Source organism: Streptomyces sp. NPDC002623 (genome assembly GCF_053592635.1).
In genome coordinates this window covers 96,732-113,301 of record NZ_JBSFWB010000006.1, presented here as the reverse complement: position 1 = coordinate 113,301, position 16,570 = coordinate 96,732, and the positions used below count along the sequence as shown (strand labels likewise).

At 71.7% G+C, this 16,570-nt stretch carries 16 protein-coding genes; 5 read left to right on the top strand and 11 right to left on the bottom strand.

Going from position 1 to position 16,570, the window contains the following annotated elements:
• Window positions 1–30 precede the first annotated feature (30 nt).
• On the top strand, window positions 31–1,386 hold the full coding sequence (locus tag ACWD4O_RS12870; RefSeq protein WP_451279729.1) for an MFS transporter: 1,356 nt from the start codon (window positions 31–33) through the stop codon (window positions 1,384–1,386).
• Window positions 1,380–2,309 carry a class A beta-lactamase gene (bla, locus tag ACWD4O_RS12865; RefSeq protein ID WP_451279969.1) on the top strand — a complete coding sequence of 310 codons (930 nt, stop codon included), beginning with the start codon at window positions 1,380–1,382 and terminating at the stop codon, window positions 2,307–2,309. The genes ACWD4O_RS12870 and bla overlap by 7 nt, the downstream gene beginning before the upstream one ends.
• Here bla and ACWD4O_RS12860 read toward each other — a convergent pair.
• The 7 genes from ACWD4O_RS12860 to ACWD4O_RS12830 all read right to left on the bottom strand — a co-directional run bounded on the left by ACWD4O_RS12860 (window position 2,306) and on the right by ACWD4O_RS12830 (window position 9,804).
• Complete coding sequence (locus tag ACWD4O_RS12860; protein ID WP_451279728.1) at window positions 2,306–3,148, bottom strand: DUF6879 family protein; 843 nt, start codon at window positions 3,146–3,148, stop codon at window positions 2,306–2,308. The two genes, bla and ACWD4O_RS12860, sit on opposite strands and share 4 nt — an antisense overlap.
• Window positions 3,149–3,209: 61 nt before the next feature.
• Complete coding sequence (locus ACWD4O_RS12855) at window positions 3,210–4,196, bottom strand: hypothetical protein (protein ID WP_451279727.1); 987 nt, start codon at window positions 4,194–4,196, stop codon at window positions 3,210–3,212.
• A gap of 52 nt (window positions 4,197–4,248) precedes the next feature.
• Window positions 4,249–5,214 carry an SCO2521 family protein gene (locus ACWD4O_RS12850; protein WP_451279726.1) on the bottom strand — a complete coding sequence of 322 codons (966 nt, stop codon included), beginning with the start codon at window positions 5,212–5,214 and terminating at the stop codon, window positions 4,249–4,251.
• A gap of 1 nt (window position 5,215) precedes the next feature.
• Complete coding sequence (locus ACWD4O_RS12845; protein ID WP_451279968.1) at window positions 5,216–6,211, bottom strand: SCO2522 family protein; 996 nt, start codon at window positions 6,209–6,211, stop codon at window positions 5,216–5,218.
• Entirely contained in the window at window positions 6,196–7,116 is a 921-nt protein-coding gene (locus ACWD4O_RS12840) for an SCO2523 family variant P-loop protein (protein ID WP_451279725.1), read from the bottom strand. The genes ACWD4O_RS12845 and ACWD4O_RS12840 overlap by 16 nt, the downstream gene beginning before the upstream one ends.
• 1 nt (window position 7,117) lies before the next feature.
• Window positions 7,118–8,980, bottom strand: a complete 1,863-nt coding sequence (locus ACWD4O_RS12835; protein WP_451279724.1) for an SCO2524 family protein — start codon at window positions 8,978–8,980, stop codon at window positions 7,118–7,120.
• 11 nt (window positions 8,981–8,991) lie between these two features.
• Window positions 8,992–9,804, bottom strand: a complete 813-nt coding sequence (locus ACWD4O_RS12830; RefSeq protein WP_398419133.1) for an SCO2525 family SAM-dependent methyltransferase — start codon at window positions 9,802–9,804, stop codon at window positions 8,992–8,994.
• A gap of 152 nt (window positions 9,805–9,956) precedes the next feature.
• On the opposite strand from ACWD4O_RS12830, the gene ACWD4O_RS12825 reads away from it, so the two are divergent.
• A complete protein-coding gene (locus ACWD4O_RS12825; protein ID WP_398418970.1) occupies window positions 9,957–10,421 on the top strand; it encodes a GNAT family N-acetyltransferase in 465 nt (154 codons plus the stop codon).
• Here the strand turns inward: ACWD4O_RS12825 and ACWD4O_RS12820 are convergent.
• A complete protein-coding gene (locus ACWD4O_RS12820; RefSeq protein ID WP_451279967.1) occupies window positions 10,402–10,812 on the bottom strand; it encodes a protein-tyrosine phosphatase family protein in 411 nt (136 codons plus the stop codon). The two genes, ACWD4O_RS12825 and ACWD4O_RS12820, sit on opposite strands and share 20 nt — an antisense overlap.
• A 231-nt stretch (window positions 10,813–11,043) precedes the next feature.
• Between ACWD4O_RS12820 and ACWD4O_RS12815 the strand changes: the two genes are divergently transcribed.
• Together ACWD4O_RS12815 and ACWD4O_RS12810 are read left to right on the top strand one after the other, a co-directional pair.
• Entirely contained in the window at window positions 11,044–11,586 is a 543-nt protein-coding gene (locus ACWD4O_RS12815; protein WP_451279723.1) for a SigE family RNA polymerase sigma factor, read from the top strand.
• Complete coding sequence (locus ACWD4O_RS12810) at window positions 11,583–12,518, top strand: hypothetical protein (protein ID WP_451279722.1); 936 nt, start codon at window positions 11,583–11,585, stop codon at window positions 12,516–12,518. The genes ACWD4O_RS12815 and ACWD4O_RS12810 overlap by 4 nt, the downstream gene beginning before the upstream one ends.
• 31 nt (window positions 12,519–12,549) lie before the next feature.
• On the opposite strand, the gene ACWD4O_RS12805 is transcribed toward ACWD4O_RS12810, so the two are convergent.
• From ACWD4O_RS12805 to ACWD4O_RS12795, 3 genes are all read right to left on the bottom strand, one after another.
• Window positions 12,550–13,200, bottom strand: a complete 651-nt coding sequence (locus ACWD4O_RS12805; protein ID WP_451279966.1) for a response regulator — start codon at window positions 13,198–13,200, stop codon at window positions 12,550–12,552.
• Between the two features lie 95 nt (window positions 13,201–13,295).
• Window positions 13,296–14,429, bottom strand: a complete 1,134-nt coding sequence (locus tag ACWD4O_RS12800) for a sensor histidine kinase (protein ID WP_451279721.1) — start codon at window positions 14,427–14,429, stop codon at window positions 13,296–13,298.
• 32 nt (window positions 14,430–14,461) lie between these two features.
• Entirely contained in the window at window positions 14,462–16,564 is a 2,103-nt protein-coding gene (locus tag ACWD4O_RS12795; protein ID WP_451279965.1) for an MMPL family transporter, read from the bottom strand.
• Window positions 16,565–16,570: the final 6 nt, after the last annotated feature.

Genomic DNA, 16,570 nt, shown 5'->3' with positions numbered 1-16,570 from the left:
CGCCTCCAGTACAGGTCCTAGGATCCCCGGGTGGTGCGGCAGGCGCTGGGGCGCGACTTCGGGTGGTTGTGGGCGGCGTACGCCGTGAGTTCCTTCGGGACGTGGCTCGCGTTCAACGCGTTCCCGATGATCGCCGTGCTGAAGCTGCACGCCGGGCCGTCCGAGGTGGCGGCGCTGGCGGCGGTCGGCCCCGCGGTGGGCGCGCTGCTGGCGCTGCCGCTCGGACCGTGGGTGGAGTTCCGCCGCAAACGGCCCGTGATGATCACCGCGGACCTCGTGCGCTGCGCGGCCATGCTGAGCGTCCCCGCGGCCTATGCCCTCGGCGCACTCGGGCTGGGACAGCTCCTGCTGGTCTCGATGATCGTCGCGGCGGCCGACATCTCGTTCACGGCGGCGAGCGGCGCCCTCCTGAAGAGCCTGCTCCCCCGGGAAGACCTCCTGGTGGCGAACGGCCGCTTCGAGTCCACGACCTGGACGGCGACCATGCTGGGCCCAGCCCTCGGCGGAGCCTCGATCGCCCTGCTGGGCCCGGTGGCGATGATCGCGGCGGACGCGGCGAGCTACCTGCTGTCGGCACTGGGCCTACGGGCGATACGCGCGCAGGAACCGAACCCGAACCCGACTCCGAACCCGACTCCGGACCCGGACCCGGACCCGGATCCGGACCCGGCGAAGACGGTTGCGGGCGGCGGCCGGGTGCCGCGGCTCACCGCCGGGGATCTGGTGGTCGGCTGGCGGCATCTGCTGTCCCACCGTGCGCTCCGGCCGCTCTTCCTCAACACGGCTCTCGTGAACGGGCTGATCATGGCCGGGGCGCCCCTGCTGGCGGTGCTGATGCTCGGGCCGTTGCACCTCGCGCCCTGGCAGTTCACGCTCGCGTTCGCCGTGCCCTGCACCGGCGGGCTGATCGGCTCGCGGCTGGCCCCTCCCCTGGTCGCCCGGTACGGACGGCGCCGCGTGTTGCTGACGTCCGGGACGCTACGCGTCTGCTGGCCGCTCGGGCTGGCCTTCGTGGGGCCGGGCGCGGGCGGCATGGCCCTGGTGATGATCGTGGAGTTCGGCCTGATCACCTGCATCGGCGTCTACAACCCCGTCCTCGCCACGACCCGCCTGGAGCTGACGCCGACGGACCGGGTGGCCCGTACGCTGTCGGCGTGGTCGGTCGGCACCAAGGCGACCACCGCCGTACTGACGGCCCTGTGGGGCGTCCTGGCCTCCCTCACCGACCCGCGCACCGCCCTCGCCGTGGCCGGAGTGGCCCTCCTGGCGACACCGCTGCTGCTCGCAACCGGACGGCAGGACGAGACGTCCGTGACAGGTGAGACCCCGGTCACCGAAGTCACCGAAGTCGCCGAAGTCACCGACGGACGGAGAGAACGATCTTAGGCTCGCCCACCTCCCACACCTCCCCCACCTCCCCCACCACCCCCACCACCCGCCGCACGCTCCTCACGGCGGGCGCGGCCACCGCGGCCGCCCTGCTGACCACCGCCCCGGCCCGTGCGACGACCGCGGCCACCGACCCCGTCACCGCCCGGCTGCGCGACCTCGAAGCCGGTCACGGCGCCCGGCTGGGAGTGTTCGCGCACAACGTCCGCACCCGCCGCTCGGTCAGGTACCGCGCCGACGAACTCTTCCCGGTCTGCTCCCTCTTCAAGCCGCTCGCGGTGGCGGCCGTCCTGCGGGACCTGGACCGGGACGGCGAGGTCCTGGCCCGCCGGATCCACTACACCGCCGACGAGGTGGTGGCGAACTCCCCGGTCACCGAGACCCATGTGGCCGACGGCATGACGATCGCCGAGTTGTCCGCCGCCGCGATCCAGGTGAGCGACAACACGGCCGGCAACCTGCTCCTGCGCGAGCTGGGCGGCCCCACCGCGGTCACCCGCTTCGCCCGCTCCGTCGGCGACCGCGTCACCCGCCTCGACCGCTGGGAACCCGACCTCAACTCGGCCGAGCCGGACCGGATCACGGACACCACCAGCCCGTACGCGATCGGCCGCACCTACGCCCGGCTGATCCTCGGAGACGCCCTGACCGCCCCGGACCGCACCCGGCTGACCGACTGGATGCTCGGCACCGTCACCAGCGCCAACCGCTTCCGCAAGGGCCTGCCCCCGAACTGGACGCTCGCCGACAAGACCGGCGGCGGCTGGTACGGCGCCGACAACGACGCCGGCATCGCCTGGACCCCGGACGGCGCCCCGATCGTCCTGTCCGTCCAACTCACCAAGCCGGACCGGGACGCCGCCTACGACCACGACCTGATCGTGGAAACAGCGGCACTGCTGGCGGAGACGCTGGGCTAGAGCCGGGAATCGTCCTGGGCGGCGGCCTCCTCCCAGAGGATGCCGAATCGGCGGGCCGGCGGCTCGATCTCGTCGGCCCGGACGTTCACCGTGGTCGATGTATTCAGGCTCAGCGGGTCCGCGTGGATCTCGTACATCAGCACCCCGTCGAAGACGATGCAGTCGGTCGTCCTGCCCCGGCGCAGGTGCAGCGGGAGTTGTTCCAGGTCCAGCACCCGGACCTGGATCCCCGTCTCCCGCTGCTCCGCGCAGATCGGTTCGAGGGCGGCGGACTCCTCGGGCCCCCGCACGACGAACAGCCGACGGACCTGGACTCCCCGGTGACGGATCGCCTCGCACTGCGCGGTCAGATAGCGGCCGGCCGCCTCGGTGGCCCAGAACCCGTCGTCGACGACGGCGGTGCTGACGGCATCGATGCTCCCTCTCGCGCACCTGGTGAGAGTCAGCAGCCAGTCGTGGTTCTCGCCCGCGCACTCGGCGCGGCGGTTGGTGAGGTCCTCCATCAGTCCTGCGAGGCGATCGATCTCCACGCACGCGAACTCATGCAGGATGTCGGGCCCCGTGGAGAAGACCTCGGTGGCCCGTGCGGCGAGCCGGGGCACTCCGTCCCCGCGCAGTCTCTCCACCTCGCCGAAGAGCTTCGTCGCCTCGCCCATGTCCGCGAACCGCTGGTCCACCGTGTCCTTGAGGTCGTCCAGCCGCTGTGTCAAGGACACCAGGACCTGAAGGACCAGCAGGAGGCCGGCGCACAGGACGGCCGCCGGGAAGGAGCCCGCGAGCAAGTACGCCACGCCACCTGCCAGGGCGGCGACCATCAGCTGCTGGGCCGCTGCTCTCATCTCCTCGCTCCTCCCGGGCGGCGTGCGGCGTGCAGCGTCTCCGTCTCGGCCACGAGCATCCTCAACGGGGTCCGCGCAGTGGTGGCGTGGGATCCGGTCGGGGACTCGGCTCCGCCGCTGCATCCCAGAGCAGGCCGAAGCTCTCGGCCTCGTCCTGGACGCGGTCGGCGGATGCGTCGAGCCTCGTCTGGACGTGGCTGTCCTGTCGGTCCGTGGTGTACTCCAGATACAGCGCGCGGTCGAAGATCACGATGTCCCTCGTCGCCAGACTGGAGCGCCGCGGCTGGGCCAGGACCATGAAGCGCACCTGGATGCCCAGGTCACGCTGCCCCTGGCAGAGCTCCCTGAATCTCTCCATGAACTCCGAGTCGTCCTCCTCGGTGTCCTTGATCATGAAGAGGCGGCGGATGGTCACGGCGTGATCCCCCATCGCCTTGATCTGCGCCTTCAGATAGGGACCCGCCGGGTCGGTGTCCCAGAACGGCCGGTCGGCGGAGCTGCTCGTGGCGTCGATGGTGCTCCGGGCGCATTCGGTGAGCCTGAGCAGCCACTCGTTGTTGTCCCGCTGCCAGTGGACCGTCATGCCGGTGAGGTCCGTCACGACCGAGGCGAGGCTCTTTATCTCGGCACGGGCGAAGTCCTTCAGGATGTCCGGGCCACGCGATGCCGCCACCTGGGTCGCGCTTCTGATCAGACGCTTGACGTCATGGGTGCTCATGCCCGCCTGATCGAGCTCGCTCAGGAGCCCGGCGGCGTCGCTGAGCCGGGTGTAGTGGTCGTGCAGCTGCCGCGTCTGGGCGTCCTGGCCGGTCTCCACCTTCTCCAGCCGCCGCTCGAAGTCGACCATGTACTGGACGATCAGTGCGGAACCTCCGATGACGATGGACATCGCGAGCTTCCACAGTTCGTCCTGGGACTGGTCGATCAGGTTGGTGACGACGTACGCGACCGTGCCCACGACCACGGTGATCAGTGTCTTGAGCACGACGGGCGCGATGTGCCCTCCGCCCGCCGTGGTCGACCCCGGTGTGCCCGAGTCTCCGTCCATGCCCCCGCCTCTCCCGTCTCTCCCCGACAGGTGTTCGTAGGATGGTTCCCAGTCAGCCCGAGGGCCGCACCTCGTTCCTCGACGAAAGGACCTGGAGCGTGAGTTGGTCCCGGATGCGCTGCGCCAGGGCGTTCCACTGTCTGCTGTAGCCGGCCTGTTCCAGTACCTCCCAGGCGGTGTGCAGGGTGCGGTCGACGCGGGCCAGCGGCATCCACAGGTGCAGCAGATGGTCGACAAGCGGTCGCAGCACCTTCAGGACGGCCCGGTCGTCGTCGGAGCCGACGCGCAGTCCGTCGAGCTTGTCGGCGACGGTCGTCAGCAGCCAGTCGTGCCGCGCGAGGTCCTCGCAGAGCCCGGCCGCGGCGGCGGGTTCGGTGCCGCGCGGCAGCCGCAGTTCGACGATCTTCAGACCCGCGCCGAGGTCGGTGAAGAGAACGGTCGCCGACTCGCCGTCGTCGGCCGGCGCCGCGGTCCAGCGCAGGCTGGTGTCGGTCGTCGTGAGCGGGGTGTCGTGGTCCAGCAGGTCGTACCGCCGGGAGATCCGCGCCAGCAGGCTCTCGGCGATCGAGCCGACGTCCAGCTGTCCCTGCTGATGCCCGGTCAGGAAACCCTCGGTCACCGACTTCTCGGGCAGCCGGCCGACCGGGACCAGCCGGCCGGGCCGGACCAGGTAGTACCCCCAGGGCCGACGCCGGTCGGGGCCGTCGGCCGGGGCGCTGAAGTACGCCGTCGACTGCAGGACGCGGCCCTCGACGAGCCCCGCGTGAGCCGTGACGGTGCCGACCGCCCGGACCTTCGCCCCGGTGGCGGTGGGCAGCCGGCAGTCGACGCCGGTGAGGACGTCCGGGGAGAGGGCGTGCCGGTTGGGCCGCTGGGAGGTCCGCACGGGTTCGTCGGCGCGCAGCCGCAGCAGTTGCACGGCGGTCCGCTCGTCCACCGCCCTGCGGGTGGGCAGCAGACAGGTGCGCACCTCGCCGCAGGCGAGGACGGGACCCCTGGCCGTGCCCAGTCCGCTCATGTCACAGCCCCGGCGGGAACACGTAGGAGGTGCGGTCCACGACACTCGTGGGGACCGCGAAGCCCTCTGCGGCGGACCGCTCGGCGACCTGCACGAGCGTCTCTGTATCGACGTGGACCTGGTCGAGGACGACGCGTACGGCGTGCTCGACGGGCAGGAACCGGCTCGGCAGGACGCTGCACGTGCCGTAGGCGGTGAAGGGCGTCGCGGAGGGGTTGAGTTGGAGGACGGGAGGCAGCGCGTCCCACTCGGCCGGGAACTCCTCGCCCTGCCACCGGGCGGGGGTCAGCACGGCCGCGCCGTTGTCCCGCAGCAGCCCGAGCCGGACCAGTTGCCAGACGGAGGCGAGGAAGGCGCAGGACCAGATGCGCGCGTCCTCGGGCCCGTCCCACAGTTCGACGTCCAGGAACACGGAGTGGCCGCGCGCCTCGGTCTCGCTGGGCGGCTGCCAGGCATCGGCGGGCTCTAGAGCGGCGGAGATGCGCCGGGAGGGGGAGCGGCGGCCGTTGGCGAGCCAGCCGGTGCGGCCGACGGGCGGACGGAAGCCGTTGCTGCCGGGCGGCGGCGACTCCACCAGCCGGTCCAGGACGGCTTCGGCGAGCCCGCCCCGGTCGCGCCGGTCGGGGTCGGCGACGGCGCAGCCCGACTCGCGGGCCAGGTAGTCGATGGTCAGCCCGGCCTCGGCCGCCGCCTCCAGCAGGGGCGGGATCAGCTCGGCGGGGGTGGACGGCCGGGAGAAGTAGTCGTCAATGAGGAAGCAGGTGCTGATCCGGGGCCGGCGGCCCTTGGGCAGCGGGCCGAGGCCGGTCCGAGCCGCGTCCGCCCAGGGCCGTACGGCGGCGAAGTGCCGGCGTAGCCGGGCGGCTCCCTCGGCGAAGTCCTCCATGTACAAGTGACCTAATTCCAGGGAGAGATGGGAGAAGGGCACGGATTCGGTGCGTGGCTCGGCGCTGGACTCCCGGAAGGCGGTTCCCGGCCCGTTCACAACTGCCCCCAGAACCTGTCGTCGGTCAGTCGCTGCGCGAGTTCGCCCATCGCCTGCCAGGTCTCGTTGTTGGCGATGCGCCGGTCGTGCACGTCCTCGTCGGTGATGAGGCGTTCCTGCCACTGCAGTACGGGCTCCAGGGGAATGGACGCCACCACCCTGGTCCGGCCGATCCCGCGGCCGGCCGCGAGTTCCTCGAGATCTTGGTCGCACTGCCGCATCCACGCGTACTGCGCGGGCGACACCGGGGACCACAACGGCGACTCCAGATCGGGCACCGCGGCGCGGACGAACCTGATGGCGCCGGTGAGCTCGTCCGGCATATGGCCCATGGCCGTACCGGCCTGCACGATGCCCTGTTTCCCGAAGACGAGTTCGGCGGCCGCCATGACGTGCTGGCGGGTCCAGCGGTGATAGACCAGCCAGCGGCTCTTGAGACGTCCGAGGCCGCCGCGGGGGCTGGTGGCGGCAATTACGAGGTCCATCGCATAACTGCGTCCGGAGCTCAGGTCGATGACGACGACGTCGAATTCGCGCTGCAGCCGCAGGACGAGGTCCACGCAGCGGTGCAGGTTCTCTTCGTCGGTGACGAATTCGCCGCCCGTGCGGTCCCCCGGCAGCAGCACCAGCCGTCCGGCCCCGCCGGGCCTGCCGCGCAGCACGGGGTGTTCGGTGCGCGCCCAGACGTCGACCCGCAGCGGCTCGCCCGTCCTGCCCTTCAGGTACGAGTGCAGGCCCCGCCCCTCGGCCTCGGCGAGGACGTCGGGGAGGTCGAACACGGCGGCGGCGGTGGGCGAGCCGAAGTCGAAGTCCAGGTAGCAGACGTCGTCCCCGTCCAGTGCACGGTGGTAGGCCAGGTTGGCGCTGGTCACGGAGCGGCCGGTGCCGCCCTTGTCGGAGGCGGCGAAGACGAGCACGTCACACCCCCCTGGAGCCGGCGTCGCCCCGCGCGCGAGCCAGGCCGTGGAGCCGGGCCAGCACGCCGAGGGCGAGCGCATGGGCGGTGCCGGGCTTTCGGTCGACGAGTTGCCGGGCGCGGCGCAGGTCGGCCTCGATGGCCTTGATCTGTTCTCCCGGGGGGCTCTTGGGGCCGGGGGCGGGCTGCTCCATCAGCTCCTGGCCGAAGAGGTGCGCGGCCTCGCTGATCGCGGCCTGGGCGAGGACGGACAACTCGGCGCTGCGGATCGGAGCTTGGGAGTAGAGGGCGTGCGCGGCGACCATGCACTCGACGACCCGTTCGGTGACGTCCCAGGACAACGGGCCCTGTCTGAAGGGCGATTCGGGGTAGACGGCGTGCACATCGTCCCACAGGCCGACCCCCTCGCCGTCGCTGATCCGGCGGGCCCAGAGGTGGTCGAGGATGCCCTCGGCGAGCCGCAGCAGCCGGTCCTGCGAGGCGATGTTCCGTGACAGGGCGCAGAGTTGGACGGTCCGTTTGAGGAGCTGGGCGGAGAAGTCGCCCATCGTCCACTTCATGGCGGGGCCGAGCTGCTCGCTGCCGAGCAGCGGCAGGGCGACACCGGGGTTGTGCAGGCCGACCGCCGGGTCCTCGCGGGTGGGGCGGCTGGTGATGCGGCCGCGGTCGGCGAGGCGTTCCATGACGGCGACGGTGCGGGTGAGGTCGTCATCGGTGGCACGCCGACGGATCAGGTCGTGGACGAGGATGGCGGCGACGCAGAGGGAGAAGTACTCCGACTCCAGCTGCTGAAGGGTGGTGCGCCAGGGGATCTCCTCCAGCGGCCAGGTGGCGTCGTCGAAGCGGGCGATGGCGGACCAGTACTGCTGGGTGATCTCCCAGCGCAGCCGCAGCGCGTCGGCCAGCCGCTGCTGCTCCGGGGTGAGCAGGCCGAGGACGAGGGTGCGCTCGGAGTAGAGGTCGGGCATGCCGTCGAGGGCCACGACGGTGAAGTACAGGTAGGGCACGGCCCGGGCGAAGCCCTCGGGCTGTTTGCCGATGCTCTCGGCGGTGGCCGGCTCGACCTCGACCTCGGGGGCGCCCTGCACCAGGCTCCAGGCCCAGCCGCACTCGAACAGCCGGTTCTCGTTGCGGAGTTCGTCGGTGACGTCACCGTCGAGGCCGAGCACGACGCTCTCGGTGATCAGGGCGCGCAGCGACTTGAAGCGGTCCTGGAAGCGGTGCAGGACCTGCCGGTCGGAGAGCCGGCCGCGGCCGAGCAGCCGGGAGAGGGCCTGTCCCTGCTCGGAGTCGATGTCGACGACGTTGACGGTGAAGGAGCGCAGCAGGCTCACCATGGCCGCGGTCAGCCGGGCGCTGGTCTCGTCCCGGAGCTGGTCGATCCGGGCGAGGGTGGCGGCCCGCCGGGTCTTGCCCCGGTAGACCTTGAGGAAGCCGAGGGTGGCCAGGCACAGGGTGATCGACATGGAGTAGGAGTCGACGACGCCGATCTCCCGCTGCTCCTCGGACAGTTCCTGTGCGGGGTCCTCCGCCGCGAAGTAGTAGCCGCCGGCGAAGGTGGGGCCCTCCTCGCCGCGGTGCTTCGCCATGAATTCGCCGAGGATCTCCACGAGGTTTACGGGGATCTCGCTGGAGTCGCCCGCGTTCCTCAGGGCGCTTTCCACGTCGAGCTGGGTGGTGTCGGGGTCGTCGAGCCGGAACGGCTGGATCTCGGTGGCGGGGTACAGCAGACAGAGCAGCCGTTCGGCGTCGGCAACGCTGCTGCGGCCGCCCCATTCTCCCCAGTCCCATTCACCGTGGTCGAAGGAATGGCGGGCGACGGCCTGCCACACCTCGAGCAGATTCTGCCTCGGCTTGATCTGCATTCTGTGCCCCCTCACAGATCCCTTCGCGCGGCAGGCAAGGACGTTCCAGAGTTACCCGTTCCGCGGAAGCCACAAGCAAGGATCATGGACGTGTAGCCCGGACGCACTTCCCCCGGTTCGCCGACCCGGTAGATCCGCAGGCGCTCGGCGTATCCCTCGATGCTGTCACGGATGTCGGACTCGCTCACATCACATGCGGGAAAAGGGTTCTCGCCCACCCAGTAACCCTCGGAGTGCTCCATGAAAGCGGCCGCGAAGGGCGCGCCCGGAATCAGCGACCCCAGGAAGCACTCCACTCCCCTGCGGAACCTTCCGTAGGAAGTGGAAAGGGATTCGGCGACGAAGAACATGGTCCCGAGCTGCCACTGTTCGGGCCGGTCGACCAGATCGAAGAGGTCGCCCTGCTCCACCCGGGCGACCTCCGCGAACCTGTCCCAGGGGCCCCTGGACAGGGCCGCGTAGGCGTCGTCCGTGCGCAACTCCCGCCAGAAGGCGTCCCAGCCGCGGTCGTGCTTCTTGAGCTGACGTTCCAGATAGTGCAGGTTCGGCGTCGACCGGTCCAACAAGGTGATCTCGTCGCACCAGGGCAGCATCGTGAAGGCGGGATAGAGGTTGGCTCCGGCGCCCACATCGATGGCCCGGACCCTGAGCCCGGGAAATTCACGGAAATGATCACTGAAGTGGGCGCGGACGATGAACATGATCTCCGCGTCGACAGGGAGTACGGTGCGGTAATTGCTCTGGACGTAGGCCACGGGGTCGAAGGCCTCCCATTGTGCCTCCGCGTTCAACTGCCCCGGATTTCCCGGTGATCCCAAAGACATGCCCAACCGTATCAACGGCGCCGATCCCCGGACTCGCCTCACTCCGATCCCCTCTCGGGGGCGGAGGCACAGGGGGCGCACCGCAGCACCCGGCTCCCGACACCTGATCCAGGGACTTGAACGGTGCAGGATCACCGAGCAATTCTGGTTCGATGCAACAAACTCGCCCGTTCGTACGCGTACGCGCCGCCAGCGAGCACGACCTGTCCGAGCTTGCCCGCCTGGACCGTGAGGCCTTTCCCGCCAGCCCGTATCCCTACTTCGTCCTGCGCCAGTTCGTGGTCGCGTTCGCAGACCATCTGCTGGTGGCTGAGGAGGAAGGCCAGATGTGCGGATACGTGCTGGCCACGCCCCCGCGCGAGGCGCGGAGCTGGATCTTCAGTCTGGGCGTGGCGCCCGGCCGGCGCGGGCAGGGCCTCGGCCGCGCGCTGATGCGCGAATCGCTGGAGCGGCTGCGCCGCCTGGGCACCGGCACCGTCCACACCTGGGTCGACCCCGGCAATACCCCGGCCGTCCTGCTCTACAAGTCCCTGGGCTTCGTCCTCGATGCCACCGAACCCGAGAAGGACTACTTCGGCCCGGGCGAACACCGCCTGCTCATGACGCTGACCCTGTGAACCGCCGCACATACCTGCGCTGCCAAGGCGTCTCCACCGCCCGTCGGTCATAGTTCCGGCGGACGAACTCCACCGCCTCCGGTGGGGGGACGCCGTCCAGGACGGCCAGGCAGGCCAGGGCTGTTCCGGTGCGGCCGCGGCCGCCGTCGCAGGCGATCTCGACTCTCGCGTCGGCCGCCCTGCCCCATGCCTCGATCAGGGTCGCGCGGGCGGCCCGGTGGTCGGCGGGGAGGCGGAAGTCGGGCCAGTGGATCCAGCGGGACTCCCAGGGGGCCTGCTGGGGGCGCTTGCCGAGCAGGTACACGCCGTACGCGGGTGTCGGCGCCGTCGGGTCCAGCGGGCGGCGCAGCCCGCGACCGCGGATCAGCCGCCCGGACGGCAGGGCCAGCACTCCGGGCTGCCCCGGCCGCCAGGCCCACGCACCGGTCTCCGTCGTCTCGTCCGGCGCCGTGTCCGGCACCCCGTCCTTCGCCGCGTCCTTCGCCTCGTCCTTCGCCTCGTCCTTCGCCTCGTCCGTCGCCGCGTCCTTCGTCTCGTCCATCGCCTCATTCGAACGTGCTCGTGACTCTCGGGCAACCGATTCGGGCCGACCGGTGGTCTGGAGGGCGAGGAGGGGTGCTTGATGCAGGCCGAACAAGAGGAGCGGTTCCAGGAGTTCGTCAGAGCCCGGTGGTCCCGGCTCGTGCGAACCGCCTATCTGCTCACGGGAGACGTCCACCACGCGGAGGATCTGACGCAGACCGCGCTGGCCAAGGCGTACCGGTCGTGGCGGCGGATCTCGCGCAGCGACAACCCGGAGGCGTACGTCCGGCGGATGCTGGTCAGTTGCAACAGCGACCGGTTCCGCAAGCGGCGGGTCATGGAGGCGCTGACCGCGGCGCCGCCGGAGCGGGCGGGCCGTGACGAGGGCGCCGGGCAGGTGGAGGAGCGCGGCTCCCTGCTGGCCGGACTGGCCCAACTGCCGCCGAGGCAACGGGCGGTGGTGGTGCTCCGGTACTGGGAGGACCTGTCCGAGGCGGAGGTGGCCGAGGTGCTCGGCTGCTCGCCCGGCACGGTCAAGAGCCAGGCCTCCAAGGGGCTGGCGAAGTTGCGTTCGTATCCGGGGCTGACCGCCGGTCGCGCCGGTGCACAGGTTCAGAGTCAGGGGCAGGGAGGCCTTCGGTGAACGGGGCGGACGATCAAAGGGACTTCGGGTTCGAGGAGCGGATGCGGGAGTTGCTCGCCGAGGACGCGCACTCCGTGCAGCCCTCGCCGGCGCCGTATCCGGCCATCCGGCGGCGCGGGCTGGCCGAGCGGCGACGGCGCGTGGCGGTGACCGGTGCCGTGCTGGCGACGCTGACCGTGGTGCCGGTGGGGGCGTATGCCGTGGCCGGGGGGAACGGGGGGCGGGGCGCTGACACGGCGGCTCCCAAGCCGTCGGTCAGCGCCCCGCGCAGTCCGGCCGCGTCCCCGACGGCGTCGCTCGGGACGACGTCGTCCGGCGGGCCCGCGCGGCCCGCCACGGACGGGCAGCTGCTCGACGGGATCACGTTCGCGCAGGCCGCGGACGGGCTGGCGGAGTGTCTGACCGCCGAGGGCGGGTCGACCGGGTCGGCCGGGGATCTCGGCGAACCCGAGGACTACCGGATCATCCTGGCGATGAAGAAGACCGGCGACTCCAACGCGCCCGGCGACGGCATGCACGTCGTCGCCGTGAAGGAACGGCCCGCGGGCTTCCGGGTGGTCTGCTCCCTCACGGACGGCGTGTCCTCCGGCATCAGCACCAGTTCGAGCGACGCCGCCGGGCCGAACGTGGGCCCGGTCGTCCCCGACGTCAACGGCGGCGACCTGTACCAGCAGTCGATCATGAACAAGGGGAACTGGAAGCTGCCGTTCCGCTGGGGGGTCGTCGGCACCGTCGAGCCGTCGGTGGCCAAGGTGACCGTCTCCTACGGCGACGGCAGCGCGACGGCGACCCTGGACCACGGCTGGTTCGTCGCCACCGGCATCCTGAACCGGCAGGTCACGCTCGCCCCGCACATCAAGGGCTTCGACGCGGCCGGAAAGCTCGTCTACGACTCCGACACGGACGAGACGTACGAGCGGACGCTGCCGTAAGGCCTGCCGTAAGGCCTGCCGGGACGGCCCGTCACGTCCTTCTCGGGGCGACCAGCCCCGACTCGTAGGCCACGATGACCAGTTGGGCCCGGTCCCGGGCGCCCAGCTTGCCCATGATCCGGCTGACGTGGGTCTTCGCGGTGAGCGGGCTGAGGCCCAGCGTCTCGGCGATCTCGGTGTTGGTCAGGCCCCGAGCGACATGGGCGAGCACCTCGCGCTCCCGTTCGGAGAGCCCTTCCGGACCGCCCGCGGCGGGCGGCCCGGAGGGGCTGCGCAGGAAGCGGGCGATCAGCCGGGCCGTCGGTCCGGGCGACAGCAGCGCCTCACCGGCGGCGACCGTGCGGATGGCGTCCAGGAGGTCGGCGGGCCGGGTGTCCTTCACCAGAAAGCCGGAGGCGCCCGCGCGCAGCGCCTCGACGATGTTCTCGTCGGTGTCGTAGGTGGTCAGGACGAGGACCCGGACCCCGGCCAGCTCCTCGTCGGCGGCGATCAGCCGGGTCGCCTCGATGCCGTCGAGGTCGGGCATGCGGATGTCCATCACGATCAGGTCGGGGCGGGTGTCGCGGGCCAGGGCGACCGCCTCCCGGCCGGAGCCGGCCTGTCCGACCACCGCCGTGTCCGGCGCCGACTCGACGAGCATCGCGAACGCGGCCCGGACCAGCGTCTGGTCGTCGGCGAGCAGCACCCGGATCGGCCCCGGAGCGCCCGACGGGTCGTTCGACGGGTCGTTCGGTGCGTCGTTCGACGGGTCGTTCGACGGGTCGTTCGGTGGGACGCTCATCGGACGGCCTCCGTCGGCAGCACGGCACGCACCTCGTAGCCTTCCCTCTCGTCGTCCCTCGGCCCGGCCTCCAGTGTGCCGCCCACGCTGCGCGCCCGTTCGCGCATCCCGACGAGTCCGAACCCGGGCGGGCCCGCACCGGCCCCGGTCCCCGCCCCCGCCCCGTCGTCGGTCACCGTCACCCGCAGGGCGCCCTGCCCCTCGTGCACCCGCACGCCGACGGCGAGGTCCTTCCGTCCGCCGTGCCGCACCGCGTTGGTCAGCGCCTCCTGCACGATCCGGTAGGCGGCCGCGCCCACCGCGGGCGGCACCTCCCCGGCCCCCACCGAGAGCTCGACCTCGGCGCCCGCCGCGCGGGCCGTCTCGGCGAGGTCGGACAGTCCGTGCAGGCCGGGCAGCGGCCCGCGCGCGTCGGGGGCGTCGTTCTCGCGCAGCACCTCCAGCGTCGTACGGAGCTCGCCGCGCGCGTTGCGGCAGGTGTCGGCGATGTCGTCCAGCGCCCTGGCGACGGCCGCGCGGTCGAGCCGGTCGGGGTCCGCGGCCAGGACATGGGCGGCGACGGAGGTCTGCACGCCGATCAGGGTGATGGTGTGGGCGAGCAGATCGTGCAGGTCACGGGCGATGCGCAGGCGTTCCTCGGCGACCCGGCGGCGGGCTTCCTCCTCCCGGGTGCGTTCGGCGCGCTCGGCGCGTTCGCGGTGGATGCGGAGGTAGCTGCCGAAGAGCAGCACGGAGACGATCCAACCGGTGATGCGCAGGATTTCCGCGACCTGGTCCGGGTCGGTCAGGGCGTTGACCGTGAGGGTGAAGCCGACGACGCCGACCCCGACGACCAGGGTGCGGCGGGCGCTGCCGCTGACCGCGACGGTGAAGAGGGCGATCATGCTGACCGGTACCGGGGCGTTGTGCATGAAGTCGAGCGCGTGGTACGGCACGACGCACGCCAGCACCGCGAGCATGACGGCCATCGGGTGGCGGCGCCGTACCAGGAGGGGGATCTGGGCGCCGAGCAGCAGCGCCCAGCCCAGGGCGTCCGGGCGACGGCCGTCCTCGACGAAGGTCCCGAGGACGACGGCCGCGGCGGTGGAGCCGACGGCGATCCACACGTCCGTCTTCCGGAGCCACCCCATGCTCTCCCCCTCCCGCACGGTCCCATCTTCCGTCAGACGTACTGGCGTTCGTGCTCCGATCCCGATTCCGGATCCGATCCCGGTTCTGATCCCGGTGCCGATGCCGACTTCCGTGACAGCGATCCCGGCCACCACACCCGCCGGCCCAGCGCCACGCTCGCGCTGGTGACCAGGTAGGTCCGGACGAGGAACGTGTCCAGCAGCACGCCCACCGCGATCACGAAGCCCAGCTCGACGAGTTGCACGAGCCCCATGTTCGTCAGCACGGCGAAGGTCGCGGCGAGGACGAGGCCGGCCGAGGCGATGACCCCGCCGGTCGTGCGCAGCGCGCTCAGCGCGGCGGCCGCGGGTTCGGCGCCGCGCATCGACTCCTCCCGCATCCGGTGCATCAGGAAGATGCCGTAGTCGACGCCGAGGGCGACCAGGAACACGAAGGAGAGCAGTCCGAGCCCCGGATCCGTGCCCTCGAAGCCGAACACCGGCCCGAACAGCAGCCCGCCGAGGCCGAGCGCCGCGCCCCACACCGCGACCACGGCGGCGACGAGCATCAGCGGCGCGACCAGCGAGCGCAGCAGCACGATCAGGATCAGCAGGACGGAGACGAGGACGGTCGGCACGACGACGAGCCGGTCGCGGGCGTTGGCGTCGACCAGGTCGATCTGCTGGGCGCTGGGCCCTCCGACGTAGGAGTCGGTCAGCCGGTCCCGCAGGTTCTCGATGGTCGCCGTCTCGGCCGCCGACTGCGGAGGTGCGGCGGCGGTCACCGCGATCTCCGTCCAGCCTCCGCCGGTACGGCCCGCGCGGGCGTCGGCGACGCCGTCCGTGTCCCGGATCGCGGCGAGCGTGGCGTCGGCCCGGCCGGCCGGGGTCATGACCTCGATGGGCTGGGCGGACTGCTCCGGGAAGGCGTCGGCGAGGGTCTTCATCGCGGTGACCGACTCGGGGCGGTCGACGAAGGAGTCCTGCTGTTTGACCGCGCCGGGCAGGTTCAGCGAGCCCAGCGCGAGCGCCCCGAGCAGTACGGCGCCCGCCGCGAGGACGGTCCGCGGGCGCCGTCCGGCCGACGTGCCCATCGCCGAGAACAGGGACCGGCGCACCTTGGGCACGGAGCCGTGGGCGGGCACCAGCGGCCAGAACACCCGGCGGCCCAGCAGCACCAGGAGCGCGGGCAGCAGCGTCAGCATGGCGAGCAGGGCGCACAGCACGCCGACGGTGCCGAGCGGGCCCATCCCCCGGTTGGAGTTGAGGTCGGCGGCGAGCAGGCACAGCAGTCCGGCGGCGACGGTCCCGGAGGAGGCGAGCACGGCGGGCCCGCAGCCGCGCAGCGCGGCCGCCATCGCGTCGTACGGCCGCTCCACGCGCCGCAGCTCCTCCCGGTAGCGGGAGACGAGCAGCAGGGCGTAGTCCGTGCCGGCGCCGAAGACGAGGATGGTCATGATGCCCGAGCTCTGCCCGGAGACGGTCGTTCCGAAGGCCTGGTTGAGGCCGTAGGAGACGCCCATGGACAGGAAGTCGGCGATCGCGGCCACGACGAGCGGCACGAGCCACAGCACCGGGCTGCGGTAGATGACGATCAGCAGGAGCGCGACGACGCCGACGGTGGTGTAGAGCAGGGGCCCGCCGAGCGAGTCGTACACCTTGCTCGCGTCGGTGGCCAGTGCGCCGGTCCCGCCCACCTCGACCGTCAGCCCGCCCTCGCTGTGGACGACCCGGCGGACGTCGTCGACGAAGGCGTCCCGCTCGGCCTCGTCCGTGCCGGGCTCGTTGGTGGCGACCGGGTACATCAGCGTGGCGCCGTCGGCGGACGGGACGCCCTCGGGGGTCCCGGTCAGTGCGTGGTCCCCGGCGACCTGTGCGACCTGCTCCCGGGCCGTCGTGCGGTCGGCGGCGGTGAGGCCGCCGTCGCGGTGGTAGACGAGGACGAGCTCGGTGCTCTCGCCGCCGGGCAGCTGCTCCTGGAGCTTTGCGACCCGGGTCGAGTCGGCGCTCGCCGGCAGGTAGTCGGTGACCCGGTCGTGCTGTACGTCGGCGAGCTTGGCGGCGAACGGCGAGGCGAGCGCGAGCACGCCCACCCACAACGCGAGCATCAACCAGGGCACAGCCCTGCGGACGCTCTTCCGTTTCCCGGCCCCCATCTTCCC